This window comes from Streptomyces liliiviolaceus (assembly GCF_018070025.1).
In the GTDB taxonomy this organism is placed as follows: Bacteria; Actinomycetota; Actinomycetes; order Streptomycetales; family Streptomycetaceae; genus Streptomyces; species Streptomyces liliiviolaceus.
In genome coordinates this window covers 3,729,651-3,745,260 of record NZ_JAGPYQ010000001.1, presented here as the reverse complement: position 1 = coordinate 3,745,260, position 15,610 = coordinate 3,729,651, and the positions used below count along the sequence as shown (strand labels likewise).

Genomic DNA, 15,610 nt, shown 5'->3' with positions numbered 1-15,610 from the left:
GTGCGCCCCGGGGAAATCCCTAGGTGCCTGCGTCCTCGGCGGCGAGCAGGGCCGCGAGACGCGTCCGGGAGTCCACGCCCAGCTTGGGGAAGATCCGGCCGAGGTGGTACTCGACGGTCTTGACGCTGATGACGAGTTCCCGCGCCACCTGCCGGTTGGTGAGCCCGGAGGCGACCAGCCGGGCGACGGCGAGTTCCTGCGGTGTGAGCAGGGCCGCTCCCCGGTTCCGTGGCCGCCGCTCGCCGGACGCGAGCCCGCAGGCCGCCAGCTCCCGCTCGCAGCGCTCCAGATCGGGCGGTGCGTCGAGGCGTACGAGCAGGTCGCGGGCGGTGCGCAGCCGCTCGCCCGCCTTGGTGCGGCGGCCGGTACGGCGCAGGAAACCGCCGTACGCGAGGTGCAGCAGCGCGCGGTCCAGGGGTGCTTCGACCTGCCCGGCGTGCTTGAGTCCGGAGCGGAAGGCCCGCTCGGCGGCCACCGTGTCGCCGCGTGCGGCCTCCAGGGTTCCGCGGGCCCGGGCGGCGGCCAGGAGGGCGGTGTGGTGGCCGCGCCGGGTGGCGAGGACCTCGTAGGGGGCCAGGGCCTGTGCGGCGCGTTTCTCGTCGCCGAGGGCGGCCCACGCCTCGGCCAGCAGGTCGGCCCAGGAGACGGTGCCCGGCTCCTCCAGGTCGCCGCGCGGGGCGAGCGCGAGCAGCGGTTCCAGGGCGGTGACGACGTCCTCGGGCCGCCCCTGGACGCGGGCGAGGTGCGCTTCGGCGAGCGCGGCCCACAGGCCGGGGTTGAGATGGCCGGCGCCCGCGTAGACGCGGGCCACGCGCGCGTGTGCCTGTGCTCTGCCGAACGCGCCGCGCACCGCGTGCACCTGGGTGGCGAGCATCCGGCAGTACAGGGCGATGTGCGGCTGGTCGGTGTCGGCTGCCAGGGAGAGGGCGAGGTCGGTGTGGACGATCGCGTCGTCCCAGCGGCCGGCGCGGTACTCGGCGGAGGCCAGCGCGGTCGCGGCGAGCACCCGGAAGGAAGCCGCGCGGCCGTGGCATGCGCCGAACACGCCGCTCAGGTCCCGGAGGGCGCCGGTGAGGTCGCCGGTCCACTCGCGCAGGGTGCCCCGGCCGAGGAGTTCCTCCAGTTGGGCGGGGCCGGCGAGCGCCGGGTCGGGCAGCGGGCCAAGGCCGGCGAGGGCCTCCGGGGCCCGGCCGCTCATGGCGAGGCCGTTGAGGCGCAGGACGCGGATCATGTCGGTGGCGGTGTCGTCGGGTGCGGTGTCGTCCGGGGCGAGGCGCAGTGCGAGGTCCGCCCACTCGGCCATCTCGGCGCCGTGCGCCATGCTGCCGTGCAGGGCGGCGAACTGGCCCGCGATCCGGGCGCCGAGGACCGGGTCCGCCGCGGGGTCGCAGCGGTGCCAGGCGTCGGTGAGCAGCGCCTCGGCCCGGTCCAGGTCGTACAGGCTCAGTCGGCCGAGGAGATAGCTGCGCCAGCCGCCGGGCGTGAACCGCGCGATCCGCTGGGCGGCCTCGCCCATGTCCGGCACGTCCCCGGCGAGCAGGGCGCATTCGACGGACTCCAGGGTGTACTGCTCGTACGCTGACCGGTCCGCGTCGAGCCGGGCGGCGGCGGCCAGTTGGTTCGCGGCGTTCGCCCAGGCTCCTTCGGCGACGAAGCTCCGCCCCAGCGCGGCGAGTTCGGCGGCGAGTTCCTGGTCGGGGCCGGTCGCGGCGAGGGCCCGGTGCCGTAACCGCTGTGCCTGGTCCCGGACCGTGCGGGCGGCGCGCAGGTGCAGGGCGGCCCGGCGGGAGGGGCCGAGCTGGTGGTAGACGGCGGCGTGCACGAGGGGGTGCGGGAAGCGGACCACGGGGTCGCCGGGCGTCTCGGTCAGCAGGCCCGCGTGGACGGCCTCTTCGAGCGCTGTGAGCAGGTCGGCGCCGCTGCGCTCCTCGGCGAGGAGGTCCTCGTCGGCGACCTCCCAGGCGTCGGCCTGCGCGCAGTGGGTGCCCAGGACGGCCGCCGCGCAGACCAGGGCGTCGGCGGCCGGTGAGCAGGCGGCGAGCTTCGCGAGGACGAGTGCCGTGAACGACTTGGGCGCGGGCGGTGTCACGTCGGGCTCGCCGAGCGCCTCCAGCAGGCTCGTGCCTTCCTGTTCCAGCAGTGCCTTGACGTGCAGGGGGTTTCCGCCGGTGTGCGCGTGCAGCCGCGTGGCCGCTCGTGCGGTGAGTCTCGGCGCGCCCGCCTCGTCGCCGAGTTCGGTCAGTTCGGCGGGGCCGAGTCCGTGGAGGCGTACGCGCACGGTGTCGTCGGACGTGAACAGCCTGCGCAGCCCCTCGGGCAGCCGCGGGTCCTGTGCCTCGCGCACGACGACGAGGACGATCACCCGGTCGGCGCGCAACCGGCGCACGGCGAAGGCGAGCGCCTGGAGCGAGGGGTGATCGGCCCATTGGGCGTCGTCCAGGACGAGGGCGACGACGGGGGTGTCGCGGGCTGGGGTGACGGGGGCGGGGGCTGGGGCTGGGGTTTCGGGGGCGGAGGTTTCGGGCCCGTCCGCTCCTTGGGCCTCGTCCAGCGCCTCCAGCAGTTCCGCCCCGGCGGTGTGCGCGTCGGGGCGACGACCGGCGGTGGAACCCTCGCCACCTCCGCCTCGACCTCCAACGCCACCGCCGCGGCCCAGCAACTGTTCCAGCACGCCGAACGCCAGCTGCGACTCCGCCTCCTCCCCCGCCCCGTACAGCACACGCGTGCCCGCCTGCACACGCGTACCTTCCGGCGCACGGGTGTCGTCGCGCAGGAAGCGGCGTACGAGGGCCGTCTTGCCGATGCCCGCCGGGCCTTCGACGAGGACGCGCTGGGGCTGTCCCGCACGGGCGCGCTCGCGGGCCGCCGCGAGGAGCGCGAGGCTGTCCGACCGTCCGACGAACTCCACCGAGCCCCACCTCCGCCCGCCCCGCCCTGCTGGGCATCCTCGCGAGCGAGGGGTACGGGGTCCAGCGTTCCCCGGCCTTTCCCGTTCTGGCCCATTACTTACTGCTGCTCACCGCGTCCTGTACTTACTGCGTCCCGTGCGCCGCGGCTGCTTACTGCGTCCCGTGGACCGCGGTCGGGGCCTGGGCCCGTGCGAGGAGCTCCCGTGCGGTGTCCCCGGCCTCGGCGGGGCTCCACCGGGCCCCCTTGTCGACGCCGGGACCGGGCCGCCAGCCGTCCATGACGGTGATCCGGCCGCCCTCGGTCTCGAAGACCCGCCCGGTGACCCCGGCGCTCGCGGCCGAGCCGAGCCAGACGACGAGCGGTGACACGTTCTCGGGGGCCATCGCGTCGAAACCGCTGTCCGGTGCCGCCATGGCCTGGGCGAAGGCAGCCTCGGTCATCCGGGTCCGCGCGGCCGGCGCGATGGCGTTGACCTGTACTCCGTAGCGCCCCATCTCGGCGGCGGCGACCAGGGTGAGCCCGATGATGCCGGCCTTGGCCGCGCTGTAGTTGCCCTGTCCGACGGATCCGGAAAGGCCCGCTCCGGAGCTGGTGTTGACGACCCGGGCCTCGGGCACGAGCCCTGTTTTCGCCTGCGCCCGCCAGTGCGCGGCGGCGTGCTTCAGCGGCAGGAAGTGGCCCTTCAGGTGGACGCGCATGACGGCGTCCCAGTCGTCCTCGTCAAGATTGACCAGCATACGGTCGCGCAGGAACCCGGCGTTGTTCACGAGGGTGTCGAGCCCTCCGAAGGCGTCGAGCGCCGTCTCCACGAGGGACGCGGCGCCCTCGGTCGTGGCGATGTCCCCGGCGTGTGCGACGGCCTCGCCGCCCGCCGCCCGGATCTCCTCGACGACCTGCCGGGCCGGGATGCCGACCCCCGGGGTGCCGGCCCCCGGGGAGCCGTCGAGTCCGACGCCCAGGTCGTTGACGACGACGCGTGCTCCTTCGGCCGCGAAGGCGAGCGCGTGGGCCCGTCCGAGCCCGCGCCCGGCGCCCGTGACGACCACCACCCGCCCGTCGCAGAGACCGGCGCCGACGCCTGTGCCTGAGGTCATGTCAGTGCTCCCTGTCGGTCTTGTTGACGGTCGCGGCGTCCAGGAAGGCGGGCCGTTCGCCGCCGCCGTGGACGAGGAGACCGGCCCCGGTGATGTACGCGGCGGCGTCCGACGCGAGGAAGACGGCCGCCCTGCCGATGTCCGTGGGCACGGCGAGCCGCCCCAGCGGGACGGTGCGGGAGACGGCCTCGATGCCGTCCTCGCCCCCGTAGTGGAGGTGGGAAAGCTCGGTGCGGACCATCCCGACGACGAGCGTGTTGACCCGCACCTCCGGTGCCCACTCCGCGGCCATCGAGCGGGCCAGGTTCTCCAGTCCGGCCTTCGCGGCCCCGTAGGCCGCCGTGCCGGGCGAGGGCCGGGTCCCGCTGACGCTGCCGATCATCACGATGGAACCCCGGGCCCGCTTCAGCAGGTCGTACGCCGCCAGGGAGGCCGTGAGGGGTGCGACGAGGTTGAGGTCGATCACGCGCGCGTGCCGCTCGGCCTCCGTCCCGGCGAGCAGCCGGTAGGGGGCGCCGCCCGCGTTGTTGACGAGGACGTCGAGCCGGGGCAGCCGCCCGAAGAAGGCTTGGACCGCCGACGGGTCCCGCAGGTCGAGGGGGACGAACCCGACGCCGTCGAGCGGTGCTCGCGGTGGTCTGCGCGCACAGACCACGACCTCGTCACCCGCCTCGGCGAACGCCTCAGCGATCCCGGCGCCGACGCCCCTGGTCCCGCCCGTGACCACCACGAGCCGCTTGCCCGACCGCCCGCCGGGCACCCCCTCCGATCGCCCGCCCGGCCAGTTGTCCACAGGGCCTCCCGCCCGTCGGCATTCGCTGTTACCTTCGACATCGGATCGAACCTAACAAACGTTTGGTGGAAAGGTAGCTGATGCGTCCATGGGTGTCTCCACCTCGTCCCCGGAAAAAGGGATTTCCGTCGTCACGGTCGACTTCCCGCCGGTGAACGCGCTGCCGGTGAGCGGCTGGTCGGAGCTGGCCGACGCCGTGCGCGCGGCGGGCCGCGACGCCGGGAACCGCTGTGTGGTGCTGGCCGCCGAGGGGCGGGGGTTCAACGCGGGCGTGGACATCAAGGAGATACAGGCCGAGGGCGACAGCGCCCTGCTGGGCGCCAACCGCGGCTGCGCCGAGGCCTTCGCGGCGGTGTACGAGTGCGAGGTGCCGGTGGTGGCGGAGGTGCACGGCTTCTGTCTGGGCGGCGGGATAGGCCTGGTGGGGAACGCGGACGCGATCGTGGCGAGCGACGACGCCACGTTCGGGCTGCCCGAGCTGGACCGGGGCGCGCTGGGCGCGGCCACCCATCTGTCCCGGCTGGTGCCGCAGCACCTGATGCGGGCGCTGTACTACACCTCGCGCACGGCGACCGCGGCGGAGCTGCACGGGCACGGCTCGGTGTGGCGGGTCGTGGCGCGCGACCGGCTGCGCCCGGCCGTGCTGGAGCTGGCCCGGGAGATCGCGGGCAAGGACGGCCGGCTGATCCGGCTCGCCAAGGCCGCGATCAACGGCATCGACCCGGTCGACGTGCGCCGCAGCTACCGCTTCGAGCAGGGCTTCACGTTCGAGGCGGCCCTCGGCGGCACGGGCGAGCGCGTCCGGAACACGTTCGGGGCCCGGGACGCACGCGGGGTCCGGGACACCGTCGGAAAGGAGGGCGGGTAGGGATGGGCGACAAGACGATGACCGCAGACGAGGCCGTCTCCCGGCTGGAGAGCGGGATGACCCTCGGTATCGGAGGCTGGGGCTCCCGCCGCAAACCGATGGCTCTGGTCCGGGCGCTGCTGCGCTCCACGATCACCGATCTCACGGTCGTCTCGTACGGCGGCCCGGACGTCGGCATGCTGGCGGCGGCCGGGCGGATCCGGAAACTGGTCGCCCCTTTCGCGACGCTCGACTCGATCCCGCTCGAACCGCACTTCCGGGCGGCCCGGGAGAGCGGCTCGCTCGAACTGATGGAGATCGACGAGGCGATGTTCATGTGGGGGCTGCGGGCGGCGGCCAACCGGCTCCCGTTCCTGCCGGTGCGGGCAGGCATCGGCTCGGACGTGATGCGGGTCAACCCCGGCCTGCGTACGGTCACTTCGCCGTACGAGGACGAGTCGACGGGCGGGTACGAGACCTTCGTGGCCATGCCCGCCCTGCGGCTGGACGCGGCACTGGTCCATGTGAACCGCGCCGACCGCGCGGGCAACGGCCGGTATCTGGGCCCCGATCCGTACTTCGACGACCTGTTCTGCGAGGCGGCCCGCACGGCGTACGTGTCCTGTGAGCGGATCGTCGACACGGCGGAGCTGACGAAGGCGGCACCGCCCCAGACCCTGCTGATCAAACGGCTGAACGTGAGCGGTGTGGTGGAGGCGCCGGGCGGCGCGCACTTCACGTCGTGCGCGCCCGACCACGACCGGGACGAGGCCTTCCAGCGGCTGTACGCGTCCATGCCGTGGCCCGAGTTCGCCGGGAGGTTCCTCGCGGGCGACGAACAGGCCTACCGGACCGCCGTCGAGGCGTGGCACGAGGAGCAGACATGAGCGCGGTGCCGGGCGCGAACCCGGGTGCGACCTCAGGCGCGGCCCCGGGCGCGCCCCGGAGTGGTGTGACCCGAAGTGGTGTGACCCGCGCCGAGTACTGCGTGATCGCCTGTGCGGAGGCGTGGCGGGGCGACGGCGAGGTGCTGGCCAGCCCGATGGGCCTGATCCCGTCGATAGGGGCCCGCCTGGCCCGGCGCACCTTCTCGCCCGACCTGCTGCTGACCGACGGCGAGGCGCTGCTGATCGGTCCGGACGGCACTCCGGAGGGCTGGTTGCCGTACCGGCAGCATCTGGCCCTGGTGACCGGCGGGCGCCGGCACGTGATGATGGGCGCGAGCCAGATCGACCGCTTCGGCAACCAGAACATCTCCTGCGTGGGCGACTGGGAGCGGCCCACCCGGCAGTTGCTCGGGGTGCGGGGCGGTCCCGTCAACACGTTGAACAACCCGGTCAGTTACTGGGTGCCCAGGCACTCGGCGCGGGTCTTCGTGCCGAAGGTCGACATGATCGGCGGGGTGGGGTACGACAGTGCCGCGGCGGCGGGGCCCACGGCGACCCGTTTCCACCGCATCCCGCGGGTGGTGTCGAACCTCGGGGTGTTCGACTTCGCGACCGGGGACCGTTCGATGCGGCTCGCCTCGCTGCATCCGGGGGTGACGGTCGAGGAGGTGGCCGCGGCGACGGGCTTCGAGCTGACCGTCCCGGACGACGTCCCGTACACGCGTGAACCGTCACCGGCGGAACTGCGGTCGATCCGCGAGGACCTGGACCCGAAGGGCCTGCGCGACCGCGAGGTCAAGGGCTGATGGAGACCGCCCTCACACGGCTCGTCGGTGTCCGGCATCCGATCGTGCAGACGGGGATGGGCTGGGTGGCGGGCCCGCGCCTGGTCTCCGCGACGGCGAACGCGGGCGCGCTGGGCATCCTCGCCTCCGCGACGATGACACCGGATCAGCTGCGGGCGGCGATCCGCGAGGTCCGCTCCCGTACGGAGGCGCCGTTCGGGGTGAACCTCCGCGCGGACGCGGGGGACGCCCGCGACCGTGTCCGGATCATCGTGGAGGAGGGCGTGAAGGTCGCCTCGTTCGCGCTCGCGCCGTCCCGTGAGCTGATCGCCGAACTGAAGGACGCGGGCGTGGTCGTCGTCCCCTCGATCGGGGCCCGCCGGCATGCCGAGAAGGTGGCGGCATGGGGAGCGGACGCGGTGATCGTGCAGGGCGGCGAGGGCGGCGGCCACACCGGCGAGGTGGCGACCAGCGTGCTCCTGCCCCAGGTCGTGGACGCGGTCGGCATACCCGTCGTCGCCGCGGGCGGCTTCTTCGACGGCCGGGGCCTGGTCGCGGCGCTCGCCTACGGCGCGGCGGGTGTCGCCATGGGCACCCGGTTCCTCCTCACCTCGGACTCGACGGTGCCGGACGCGGTGAAGGCCCGGTATCTCGCGGCGACGGTCAAGGACGTCACGGTGACGACCGCCGTGGACGGCCTGCCGCACCGCATGCTCCGTACGGAACTGGTCGACTCCCTGGAGGGAGCGGGCCGTACGAGGACGCTGACCCGGGCGGTGCGCAGGGCCGCCGGTTTCAGGAAGCTCTCGGGTCTCGGCTGGCCACAGCTGATCCGCGACGGCCTGGCGATGAAGCACGGCAAGGACCTGACCTGGAGCCAGGTCCTGCTGGCCGCCAACACGCCCATGCTCCTGCGGGCGTCCATGGTGGAAGGCCGCACGGACCTCGGGGTGATGGCGTCGGGCCAGGTGGCGGGCGTGATCGACGACTTGCCGTCGTGCGCGGACCTGGTGGGGAGGGTGATGGCCGAAGCCCGGGAGGTACTGCGTGCGCTTCCCGAACCGGGGCCACCGTGAGCGCCCCTCGGGGCGCCCTTCAGGGGCGCGGGGAACTGCGCGACAAGCCCCCACCGGCCCCGCAGCCGACAACGAGACCTAAAGCCGCTCGACGATGGTCACGTTCGCCTGTCCCCCACCCTCACACATCGTCTGCAGCCCGAACCGCCCCCCGACCCGCTCCAGTTCATGCAGCAGGGTCGTCATCAGCTTCACCCCCGTGGCCCCCAGGGGATGTCCCAGCGCGATCGCACCCCCGTTGACGTTGACCCGGTCGGGATCCGCCCCGGTCTCCTTCAGCCAGGCGAGGACGACGGGCGCGAACGCCTCGTTGATCTCGACGAGATCGATCTCCCCGATGGACATCCCGGCCTTCTTCAGGGCGTACGCGGTGGCGGGAATCGGCGCCGACAGCATCCGTATCGGATCCTCCCCCCGCACGGAGAGGTGGTGCACGCGCGCCCGGGGGGTGAGCCCGTGCTCGCGGACGGCCCGTTCCGAGGCGAGCAGCATCGCGGCGGCCCCGTCGGACACCTGTGAGGAGCAGGCGGCGGTGATGGTGCCGCCCTCGACGACCGGTCGCAGGCCCGCCATCTTCTCCAGCGAGGTGTCCCGGCGCGGCCCCTCGTCGACCGTGACGTCGCCGAACGGCACGGTCTCCCGCTCGAAGCGGCCCTCGTCGATCGCGCGGAGCGCCCGCCGGTGGGACCGCAGGGCGAACTCCTCCTGGTCCCGTCGGCCGATCCCCCACTTGGCCGCGATGGACTCGGCGCCGAGGAACTGGTTGACGGGCCGGTCCCCGTACCGGGCCCGCCATCCCTCGCTGCCCGCGAACGGCCCCTGGGTGAGGCCCAGCGGCTCGGCGGCCTGCCGGGAGGCGAAGGCGATGGGGATCTGCGTCATGTTCTGGACACCGCCCGCGACCACGAGGTCCTGGGTACCGGAGAGGACGCCCTGCGCGGCGAAGTGCAGGGCCTGCTGCGAGGAGCCGCACTGCCGGTCGATCGTCACCCCCGGGACCTCCTCGGGCAGTCCGGCCGCCAGCCAGGACGTGCGGGCGATGTCACCGGCCTGCGGTCCCACGGCGTCCAGGCATCCGAAGACGACGTCCTCGACGGCGGCCGGATCGACTCCGGAGCGCGCGACCAGTGCCTTCAGCACATGCGCTCCCAGGTCGGCCGGGTGGACCCCGCTCAGGCCGCCCTTGCGACGCCCCACGGGTGTACGGACCGCTTCGACGATGTAGGCCTCGGCCATGCCAACTCCCCTGGATCAGCTGTGTTCGGGTGCGATCAACTGCGTACGGCGATTCCGTCCAGCACCATCGACAGGTACTGCCGGGCGATCTCGTCCGGGCTGTGCTGTCCGCCGGGCCGGTACCAGGACGCGGCGACCCACACGGTGTCGCGCACGAACCGGTAGGTGAGCCGGATGTCGAGGTCGTCCCGGAAGACCTCGCCGGCCACGCCCCGCTCCAGCGTGGCGAGCCACGCCTTCTCGAACTTGCGCTGCGACTCGGCGAGGAACGCGAAGCGCTCCTGCGCGACGAGCTGCTTGGACTCCTTCTGGTAGATCGCGACGGCCGCGCGGTGCCGGTCGATCTCCCGGAACGACTCGGTGACCAGGGCCTCCAGCGTCTCGCGCGGGCCCAGTTCGGCGTCGAGGACGGTGTCGTAGCCGTCCCACAGCTCGTCGAGGAAGGTCCGCAGGATCTCCTCCAGCATCGATTCCTTGGAGTCGAAGTGGTAGTAGAGGCTGCCCGCGAGCATGCCCGCGTGGTCCGCGATCTTGCGTACGGTGGTGGCGTTGTAGCCCTGCTCGGCGAAGACCTCGGCGGCGGTGCCGAGGAGTTCACGGCGCCGCTCGGGCGAGGCGGTCACCTGGGGCTTCTTCTTGGTAGGCACGCCCCCATTGTGAGCCGTGGGCCTCTCAAGGGCCGCGGGGCGCAGCCCCCACCCCGCAAGGGGCGCGGGGAACTGCGCAGTCGTTGGGGGCGACCCCCACGGCCCCGCAGACACACCACCACGCCAACACCTCCAAACCCACGGCCAACCCCAGCGGAGCGCTCACGCATGCTGGCTGCTCACCGAGACCACCTCACCCGTCAGATACGAGGAGTACCCGGACGCCAGGAACACGATCACATTGGCCACCTCCCACGGCTCCGCGTACCGCCCGAACGCCTCACGGGCCGTCAGTTCCGCCAGCAGTTCGGGGGTCGTCACCTTCACCAGATGCGGGTGCATGGCGAGGCTCGGTGAGACGGCGTTGACCCGTACGCCGAATTCGGCCGCCTCCACCGCCGCGCACCTGGTCAGCGCCATCACGCCCGCTTTCGCCGCCGCGTAGTGCGCCTGGCCGGCCTGGGCGCGCCAGCCGACCACGGAGGCGTTGTTGACGATCACACCGCCGTGACCGCCCTGGCCGCCCCCGCCGTCGCCTTCGCCGCCGTCGCCGCCTTCGCGGAAGGCTCGCAGGGCCGCGCGCGTGCACCGGAACGTGCCGTTCAGTGTCACGTCGAGCACCCGCGACCACTGTTCGTCGCTCATGTCGACGAGGGACGAAGTACCGCCGAGACCGGCGTTGTTGACCACGATGTCGAGCCGCCCGTGCAGCCGCAGGGCCGCGCCGAAGAGCGTCTGCACCTGGGCCTCGTCGGTGACGTCGCAGGCGAGCGCCGCGACCCCCTCGAACTCCGCCGCCAACTCCGCCTCGTACTCCTTGAGCCGCCGCTCGTGCGCGTCGCTGATCAGCACGCGTGCGCCCTCCTCCAGGAAGCGGCGGGCCGTGGCACCGCCGATGCCCGCGCCGGCGGCGGCCGTGATGACGGCGGTGCGTCCTTTCAGCAGCCCGTGCCCGGGCTCGTACACCGGACCCTCGACGTCTGTCATAGGGCCACGCTAACCTACCAAACACTTGTTAGGGAACCAGTCCGAGCAGGTCGAGCAGGTCGAGCAGGTCGAGCAGGTCGAGCAGGTCGAGCAGGTCGAGCACGAGGAAGGTGACCGTGGATCTCACGTATTCCCCCGCCGATCAGGCGTTCCGCGCCGAGGCCCGGGCCTGGCTCGACGCGCACGTACCGGCCGGTCCGCTGCCCTCCCTGGAGACCGAGGAGGGCTTCGCGGTCCACCGCGCCTGGGAGGCCGAACTCGCCGCGGACGGCTGGTCGGTGGTGTCCTGGCCGGTCGCGTACGGCGGGCGGGACTGCGGGCTGACGCGGTGGCTGGTCTTCGAGGAGGAGTACTGGGCGGCGGGCGCTCCGGGCCGGGTCGGGCAGAACGGCGTCAGCCTTCTCGCACCGACCCTCTTCGACCACGGCACCGAGGAGCAGCGCGCGCGGGTCCTGCCGCCGATGGCCCGCGGCGAGGTCGTCTGGGCGCAGGCCTGGTCCGAGCCGGAGGCCGGGTCCGACCTCGCCTCGCTCAGGTCCAGGGCGGTGCGTACGGACGGCGGGTGGCTGCTGAGCGGGCAGAAGACATGGTCGTCGCGGGCCGCGTTCGCCGACCGCGCGTTCGGCCTGTTCCGCAGCGAGCCGGACATGCCGAAGCCCCATCAGGGCCTCACCTATCTGATGTTCGACCTGCGGGCGCAGGGCGTGACCGTCCGCCCGATCGGCCGGCTGGACGGGAAGCCTGCCTTCGCCGAGCTCTTCCTGGACGAGGTGTTCGTGCCGGACGAGGACGTGATCGGCGAGCCCGGCCAGGGGTGGCGGGTGGCGATGTCGACGGCGGGCAACGAACGCGGACTGACGCTCCGCTCCCCCGGCCGTTTCCTGGCGTCGGCGCAGCGGCTGGCCGCGCTGTGGCACGAGCGCGGCCGGGACCCGTACACGCGCGACCGGGTGGCCGACGCGGTGATCGGCGCCCGCGCGTACCAGCTGTTCACGTACGCGGCGGCGTCCCGCTTCCTCGACGGCGAGCCCCTCGGCCCGGAGTCCAGCCTGAACAAGGTCTTCTGGTCCGAGTACGACATCGCCCTGCACGAGACGGCGCTCGATCTGCTGGGTGGGGAGGGGGAGTTGACGGACGCCGAAGGCGGGTGGGGCGAAGGGTACGTCTTCTCGCTCGCGGGGCCCATCTACGCGGGCACGAACGAGATCCAGCGCGACATCATCGCCGAGCGGCTTCTCGGCCTGCCGAGGGGGCGTCGCTGATGCGTTTCCTCCTGGACGACGAACAGACCGCCTTCGCGCGCTCGTTGGACGCCCTGCTGACGGCCGCGGACACGCCCGCGGTCGTACGGGCCTGGGGCGCCGGCGACCACGCGGCCGGGCGGGCGCTGTGGTCGCGGATCGCCGAGCTGGGCGTGTTCGCGTTGGCGGTACCCGAGGCGTACGAGGGGGTCGGGGCGCGGCCCGTCGAACTCGCCGTCGCCTTCGTGGAGTTGGGGAGGCATGGGGTGCCGGGGCCGGTGGTGGAGACGGTGGCGGCGGGTGCGCTGCTCTCCGGGCCGGGGTTCGCGCACCTCGCGAAGAGGTTCTTGCCGGGGGTGGCCTCGGGGGAGACGGTCGTGACGGTGGCTCTGCCGGGTGGGGGGCCGTACGTCCTGGACGGGGATGTGGCGGATGTGGAGTTGAGCGTTTGCAGGGATGGGGGCGGGGAGTTGTGGGTGGTGCAGGGGGGTGGGGATCGTGCCGGGCTGCGTTCGCGGGTGCGCCGGTCCCTTGATCCTGCACGGCGTCTTGTCCTCCCCCGCCCGGGGGGTCAAGTCCTGGCGGCCGGGCCGCAGGTCGTCGCGGGGGCCGCCGACGCCTTGTGCTGGGCGCGGCTCGCGACTGCCGCGCAGGCCCTCGGAGTGGGGCTCACCCTGCTCGACAGGACCGTGGCGTACGTGAAGCAGCGCAGTCAGTTCGGTGTGCCCGTCGGCTCCTTCCAGGCGGTCCGGCACCGACTGGCCGACGCGAAGATCGCGCTGGAGTTCGCGCGCCCGCTGGTCTTCGGCGCCGCGCTGACGATGGACCCGGCCGACGTCGCCGCCGCCAAGGTCGCGGCCTGCGAGGCGGCGTACACGACGGCCCGTACGGCCCTGCAGTTGCACGGCGCGATCGGTTACACCGCGGAGTACGACCTGTCGCTGTGGCTGACCAAGGCGCGGGCGCTGCGGTCCGCCTGGGGCAGTCCTGGGGAGTGCCGGGGGGTGGTGCTGGGTGGGGGTGGGATTGCACATTCCGGTGCGGATTTCGGTGCAGGTGACAAGTTCGGCTGACCTCAGTGGTGGTCTTCGCTGCTCGTGAGTTCGCGGTACTCCTCGGGGGTCGGCTTGGGGATGTGCGCGTTCTGGCCGTACATGGCGTGGGCGAGGCGGGCCCGCAGGCGTCGGGTCGGTTTGGCCTTGCGTTCCACGCCGTTCGCGTCGACGAGCGGGCCCACGTCGTAGGGCGGGAGCTGGTCGTGCTGGGTGAGCGTGAACCGCTGGCCCTGGGTGAGGGGTTCGTGCACCTCGACGTACTCGCCGTGCGGCAGCCGTGTGATCTTGCCGGACTCCCTGCCGTGCAGCACCTTGTCCCGGTCGCGGCGCTGGAGGCCGAGGCAGACCCGCTTGGTGATGACGAAGGCGAGGAGCGGTACGAGGATGACGGCGATCCGTACGGACCAGGTGATCGCGTTGATCGACAGGTGCAGGTGGGTGGCGACGATGTCGTTGCCGCCGCCGATGAGGAGTACGGCGTACAGGCTCAGCCAGGACACGCCGAGTGCGGTGCGGGTGGGGACGTTGCGGGGGCGGTCGAGGATGTGGTGCTCGCGTTTGTCGCCGGTGATCCACGCTTCGATGAACGGGTAGACGCCGATGGCGAGAAGGATCAGCGGGAAGAGGGTGAAGGGGATGAAGACGCCCAGTTGCAGGGTGTGGCCCCAGGCGTCGATCTCCCATCCCGGCATCACCCGGATCAGGCCCTCGGAGAAGCCCAGGTACCAGTCGGGCTGGGCGCCGGTGGTGACGAGGTCCGCGCGGTAGGGGCCGAACGCCCACACGGGGTTGATCGTGGCGATCGCGCCCATCATCGACAGGACGCCGAAGACCAGGAAGAAGAAGCCGCCCGCCTTGGCCATGTAGACCGGCATGAACGGCATGCCGACCACTGATTTCTGGTCGCGGCCGGGGCCGGGGTACTGCGTGTGCTTGTGGTAGAAGACCAAAATCAGATGGGCGACGACCAGGCCGAGCATGATCCCGGGCAGGAGGAGGACGTGGATCGGGAAGAGCCTGGAGATGATGTCGTGGCCCGGGAACTCTCCGCCGAAGAGGAAGAAGGAGAGGTACGTGCCGATGACGGGTACGGCCAGGATCGCTCCCTGGGAGAAGCGGATGCCGGTGCCTGAGAGCAGGTCGTCGGGGAGCGAGTAGCCGGTCAGGCCGGTGAGGATGCCGAGGAACAGCAGGGTCCAGCCGAAGGCCCAGTTCAGCTCGCGCGGTTTGCGGAACGCGCCGGTGAAGAACACGCGCATCATGTGGACGAGCATTCCGGCGACGAAGACGAGTGCTGCCCAGTGGTGGATCTGGCGGATGAGGAGTCCGCCGCGGACGTCGAAGCTGATGTCGAGGGTGGACTCGTACGCCCTCGTCATGATGATGCCGTTGAGGGGTTCGTACGAGCCGTTGTAGACCACTTCCACGCCGCTGGGTTCGAAGAAGAGGGTGAGGTAGACGCCGGTGAGGATGAGGATGAGGAAGCTGTAGAGGCAGATCTCGCCGAGCATGAAGGACCAGTGGTCCGGGAACACCTTGCGCATCTGGGTCTTGGCGAGGGTGTAGATGCCGAGGCGGCCGTCTGCCCAGTCGGCTACGCGTTCGCCGCGGGGTGCGTCCGCGGGTCGTTTCGCGCTTCGCGCGTCCATAGGTGGCCTCCCCGTTGGCTCCGCTCGTCGCTCGCCGTTCAGAGTGGCACGGAGTTCCGCGAAGGCGAAGGGGTTGTTCGGACGGTGTCTTGGCTGACCGCCGGTGGGGGCTTGTCGCGCAGTTCCCCGCGCCCCTGAGGTGCGTGGTGGGGCGGGGGTGCGCCGGGACGTCCGGTCGCCGCTCTCGCAAAGTCGGGTCAAGCCGTGTTGCCGCGGCGCCCACACATCCCGACACACCCCCTCCACGCCGGAGGGCCATCACCCCCCGGCAACACTTGCGGTCCCTCCTCCCGGAGGGAGCGCGAAGCTCTTTCGCTCCCACCCCTTCAGGGGCGCGGGGAACTGCGCAATCCTCAAGGCCCACCCCCACCCGCTCAGGGGCGCGGGGAACTGCGCAATCCTC

13 protein-coding genes are annotated in these 15,610 nt (G+C 72.4%); 6 read left to right on the top strand and 7 right to left on the bottom strand.

Translation table 11 applies throughout. From position 1 onward, the window contains the following. Positions 1–19 precede the first annotated feature (19 nt). The 3 genes from J8N05_RS16350 to J8N05_RS16340 all read right to left on the bottom strand — a co-directional run bounded on the left by J8N05_RS16350 (position 20) and on the right by J8N05_RS16340 (position 4,797). Positions 20–2,908, bottom strand: coding sequence for an AAA family ATPase (locus J8N05_RS16350; protein ID WP_210883573.1), 2,889 nt, complete (start codon positions 2,906–2,908; stop codon positions 20–22). Between the two features lie 151 nt (positions 2,909–3,059). Then, on the bottom strand, positions 3,060–4,004 hold the full coding sequence (locus J8N05_RS16345) for an SDR family oxidoreductase (protein ID WP_210883572.1): 945 nt from the start codon (positions 4,002–4,004) through the stop codon (positions 3,060–3,062). Between the two features lies 1 nt (position 4,005). Next, on the bottom strand, positions 4,006–4,797 hold the full coding sequence (locus J8N05_RS16340) for an SDR family oxidoreductase (protein WP_247706299.1): 792 nt from the start codon (positions 4,795–4,797) through the stop codon (positions 4,006–4,008). A gap of 88 nt (positions 4,798–4,885) precedes the next feature. On the opposite strand from J8N05_RS16340, the gene J8N05_RS16335 reads away from it, so the two are divergent. From J8N05_RS16335 to J8N05_RS16320, 4 genes are read left to right on the top strand one after another with little or no spacing between them, the layout of a single operon-like run. Continuing rightward, positions 4,886–5,665 carry an enoyl-CoA hydratase family protein gene (locus J8N05_RS16335; RefSeq protein ID WP_210883570.1) on the top strand — a complete coding sequence of 260 codons (780 nt, stop codon included), beginning with the start codon at positions 4,886–4,888 and terminating at the stop codon, positions 5,663–5,665. A gap of 2 nt (positions 5,666–5,667) precedes the next feature. Then, entirely contained in the window at positions 5,668–6,531 is an 864-nt protein-coding gene (locus J8N05_RS16330; RefSeq protein ID WP_210883568.1) for a CoA transferase subunit A, read from the top strand. After that, positions 6,528–7,337 (top strand): CoA-transferase subunit beta, encoded by an 810-nt coding sequence (locus J8N05_RS16325; RefSeq protein ID WP_210883566.1) that lies wholly within the window; start codon positions 6,528–6,530, stop codon positions 7,335–7,337. The genes J8N05_RS16330 and J8N05_RS16325 overlap by 4 nt, the downstream gene beginning before the upstream one ends. Then, positions 7,337–8,392, top strand: coding sequence for an NAD(P)H-dependent flavin oxidoreductase (locus tag J8N05_RS16320; RefSeq protein WP_210883564.1), 1,056 nt, complete (start codon positions 7,337–7,339; stop codon positions 8,390–8,392). Before J8N05_RS16325 ends, J8N05_RS16320 begins: the two co-directional genes overlap by 1 nt. A 78-nt stretch (positions 8,393–8,470) precedes the next feature. On the opposite strand, the gene J8N05_RS16315 is transcribed toward J8N05_RS16320, so the two are convergent. The 3 genes from J8N05_RS16315 to J8N05_RS16305 form a co-directional block, all read right to left on the bottom strand. Then, positions 8,471–9,628: an acetyl-CoA C-acetyltransferase gene (locus J8N05_RS16315; RefSeq protein WP_210883562.1), complete on the bottom strand. Its 1,158-nt coding sequence runs from the start codon at positions 9,626–9,628 to the stop codon at positions 8,471–8,473. 35 nt (positions 9,629–9,663) lie between these two features. Beyond that, positions 9,664–10,275 carry a TetR/AcrR family transcriptional regulator gene (locus J8N05_RS16310; RefSeq protein ID WP_210883560.1) on the bottom strand — a complete coding sequence of 204 codons (612 nt, stop codon included), beginning with the start codon at positions 10,273–10,275 and terminating at the stop codon, positions 9,664–9,666. 162 nt (positions 10,276–10,437) lie between these two features. Then, positions 10,438–11,262: an SDR family oxidoreductase gene (locus J8N05_RS16305; RefSeq protein WP_210883558.1), complete on the bottom strand. Its 825-nt coding sequence runs from the start codon at positions 11,260–11,262 to the stop codon at positions 10,438–10,440. A 116-nt stretch (positions 11,263–11,378) separates the two neighbouring features. Here J8N05_RS16305 and J8N05_RS16300 point away from each other — a divergent pair, with 116 nt between their 5' ends. Together J8N05_RS16300 and J8N05_RS16295 are read left to right on the top strand one after the other, a co-directional pair. After that, on the top strand, positions 11,379–12,524 hold the full coding sequence (locus J8N05_RS16300) for an acyl-CoA dehydrogenase family protein (protein ID WP_210883556.1): 1,146 nt from the start codon (positions 11,379–11,381) through the stop codon (positions 12,522–12,524). After that, positions 12,524–13,576 (top strand): acyl-CoA dehydrogenase family protein, encoded by a 1,053-nt coding sequence (locus J8N05_RS16295; protein ID WP_210883554.1) that lies wholly within the window; start codon positions 12,524–12,526, stop codon positions 13,574–13,576. Before J8N05_RS16300 ends, J8N05_RS16295 begins: the two co-directional genes overlap by 1 nt. A gap of 2 nt (positions 13,577–13,578) precedes the next feature. Here the strand turns inward: J8N05_RS16295 and qcrB are convergent, their stop codons facing one another. After that, the gene (gene qcrB / locus J8N05_RS16290; protein ID WP_210883552.1) at positions 13,579–15,207 is read right to left on the bottom strand and encodes a cytochrome bc1 complex cytochrome b subunit; all 1,629 of its coding nucleotides are present in this window, start codon (positions 15,205–15,207) and stop codon (positions 13,579–13,581) included. Positions 15,208–15,610 lie beyond the last annotated feature (403 nt).

What these genes read in the sequence shown, in the direction of transcription:
- J8N05_RS16345 (WP_210883572.1), bottom strand. Translation starts at nt 4,004, where the DNA reads ATGACCTCAGGCACAGGCGTCGGCGCCGGTCTCTGCGACGGGCGGGTG.
- J8N05_RS16335 (WP_210883570.1), top strand. Translation starts at nt 4,886, where the DNA reads ATGGGTGTCTCCACCTCGTCCCCGGAAAAAGGGATTTCCGTCGTCACG.
- J8N05_RS16330 (WP_210883568.1), top strand. Translation starts at nt 5,668, where the DNA reads ATGGGCGACAAGACGATGACCGCAGACGAGGCCGTCTCCCGGCTGGAG.
- J8N05_RS16325 (WP_210883566.1), top strand. Translation starts at nt 6,528, where the DNA reads ATGAGCGCGGTGCCGGGCGCGAACCCGGGTGCGACCTCAGGCGCGGCC.
- J8N05_RS16320 (WP_210883564.1), top strand. Translation starts at nt 7,337, where the DNA reads ATGGAGACCGCCCTCACACGGCTCGTCGGTGTCCGGCATCCGATCGTG.
- J8N05_RS16315 (WP_210883562.1), bottom strand. Translation starts at nt 9,628, where the DNA reads ATGGCCGAGGCCTACATCGTCGAAGCGGTCCGTACACCCGTGGGGCGT.
- J8N05_RS16305 (WP_210883558.1), bottom strand. Translation starts at nt 11,262, where the DNA reads ATGACAGACGTCGAGGGTCCGGTGTACGAGCCCGGGCACGGGCTGCTG.
- J8N05_RS16295 (WP_210883554.1), top strand. Translation starts at nt 12,524, where the DNA reads ATGCGTTTCCTCCTGGACGACGAACAGACCGCCTTCGCGCGCTCGTTG.
- qcrB (WP_210883552.1), bottom strand. Translation starts at nt 15,207, where the DNA reads ATGGACGCGCGAAGCGCGAAACGACCCGCGGACGCACCCCGCGGCGAA.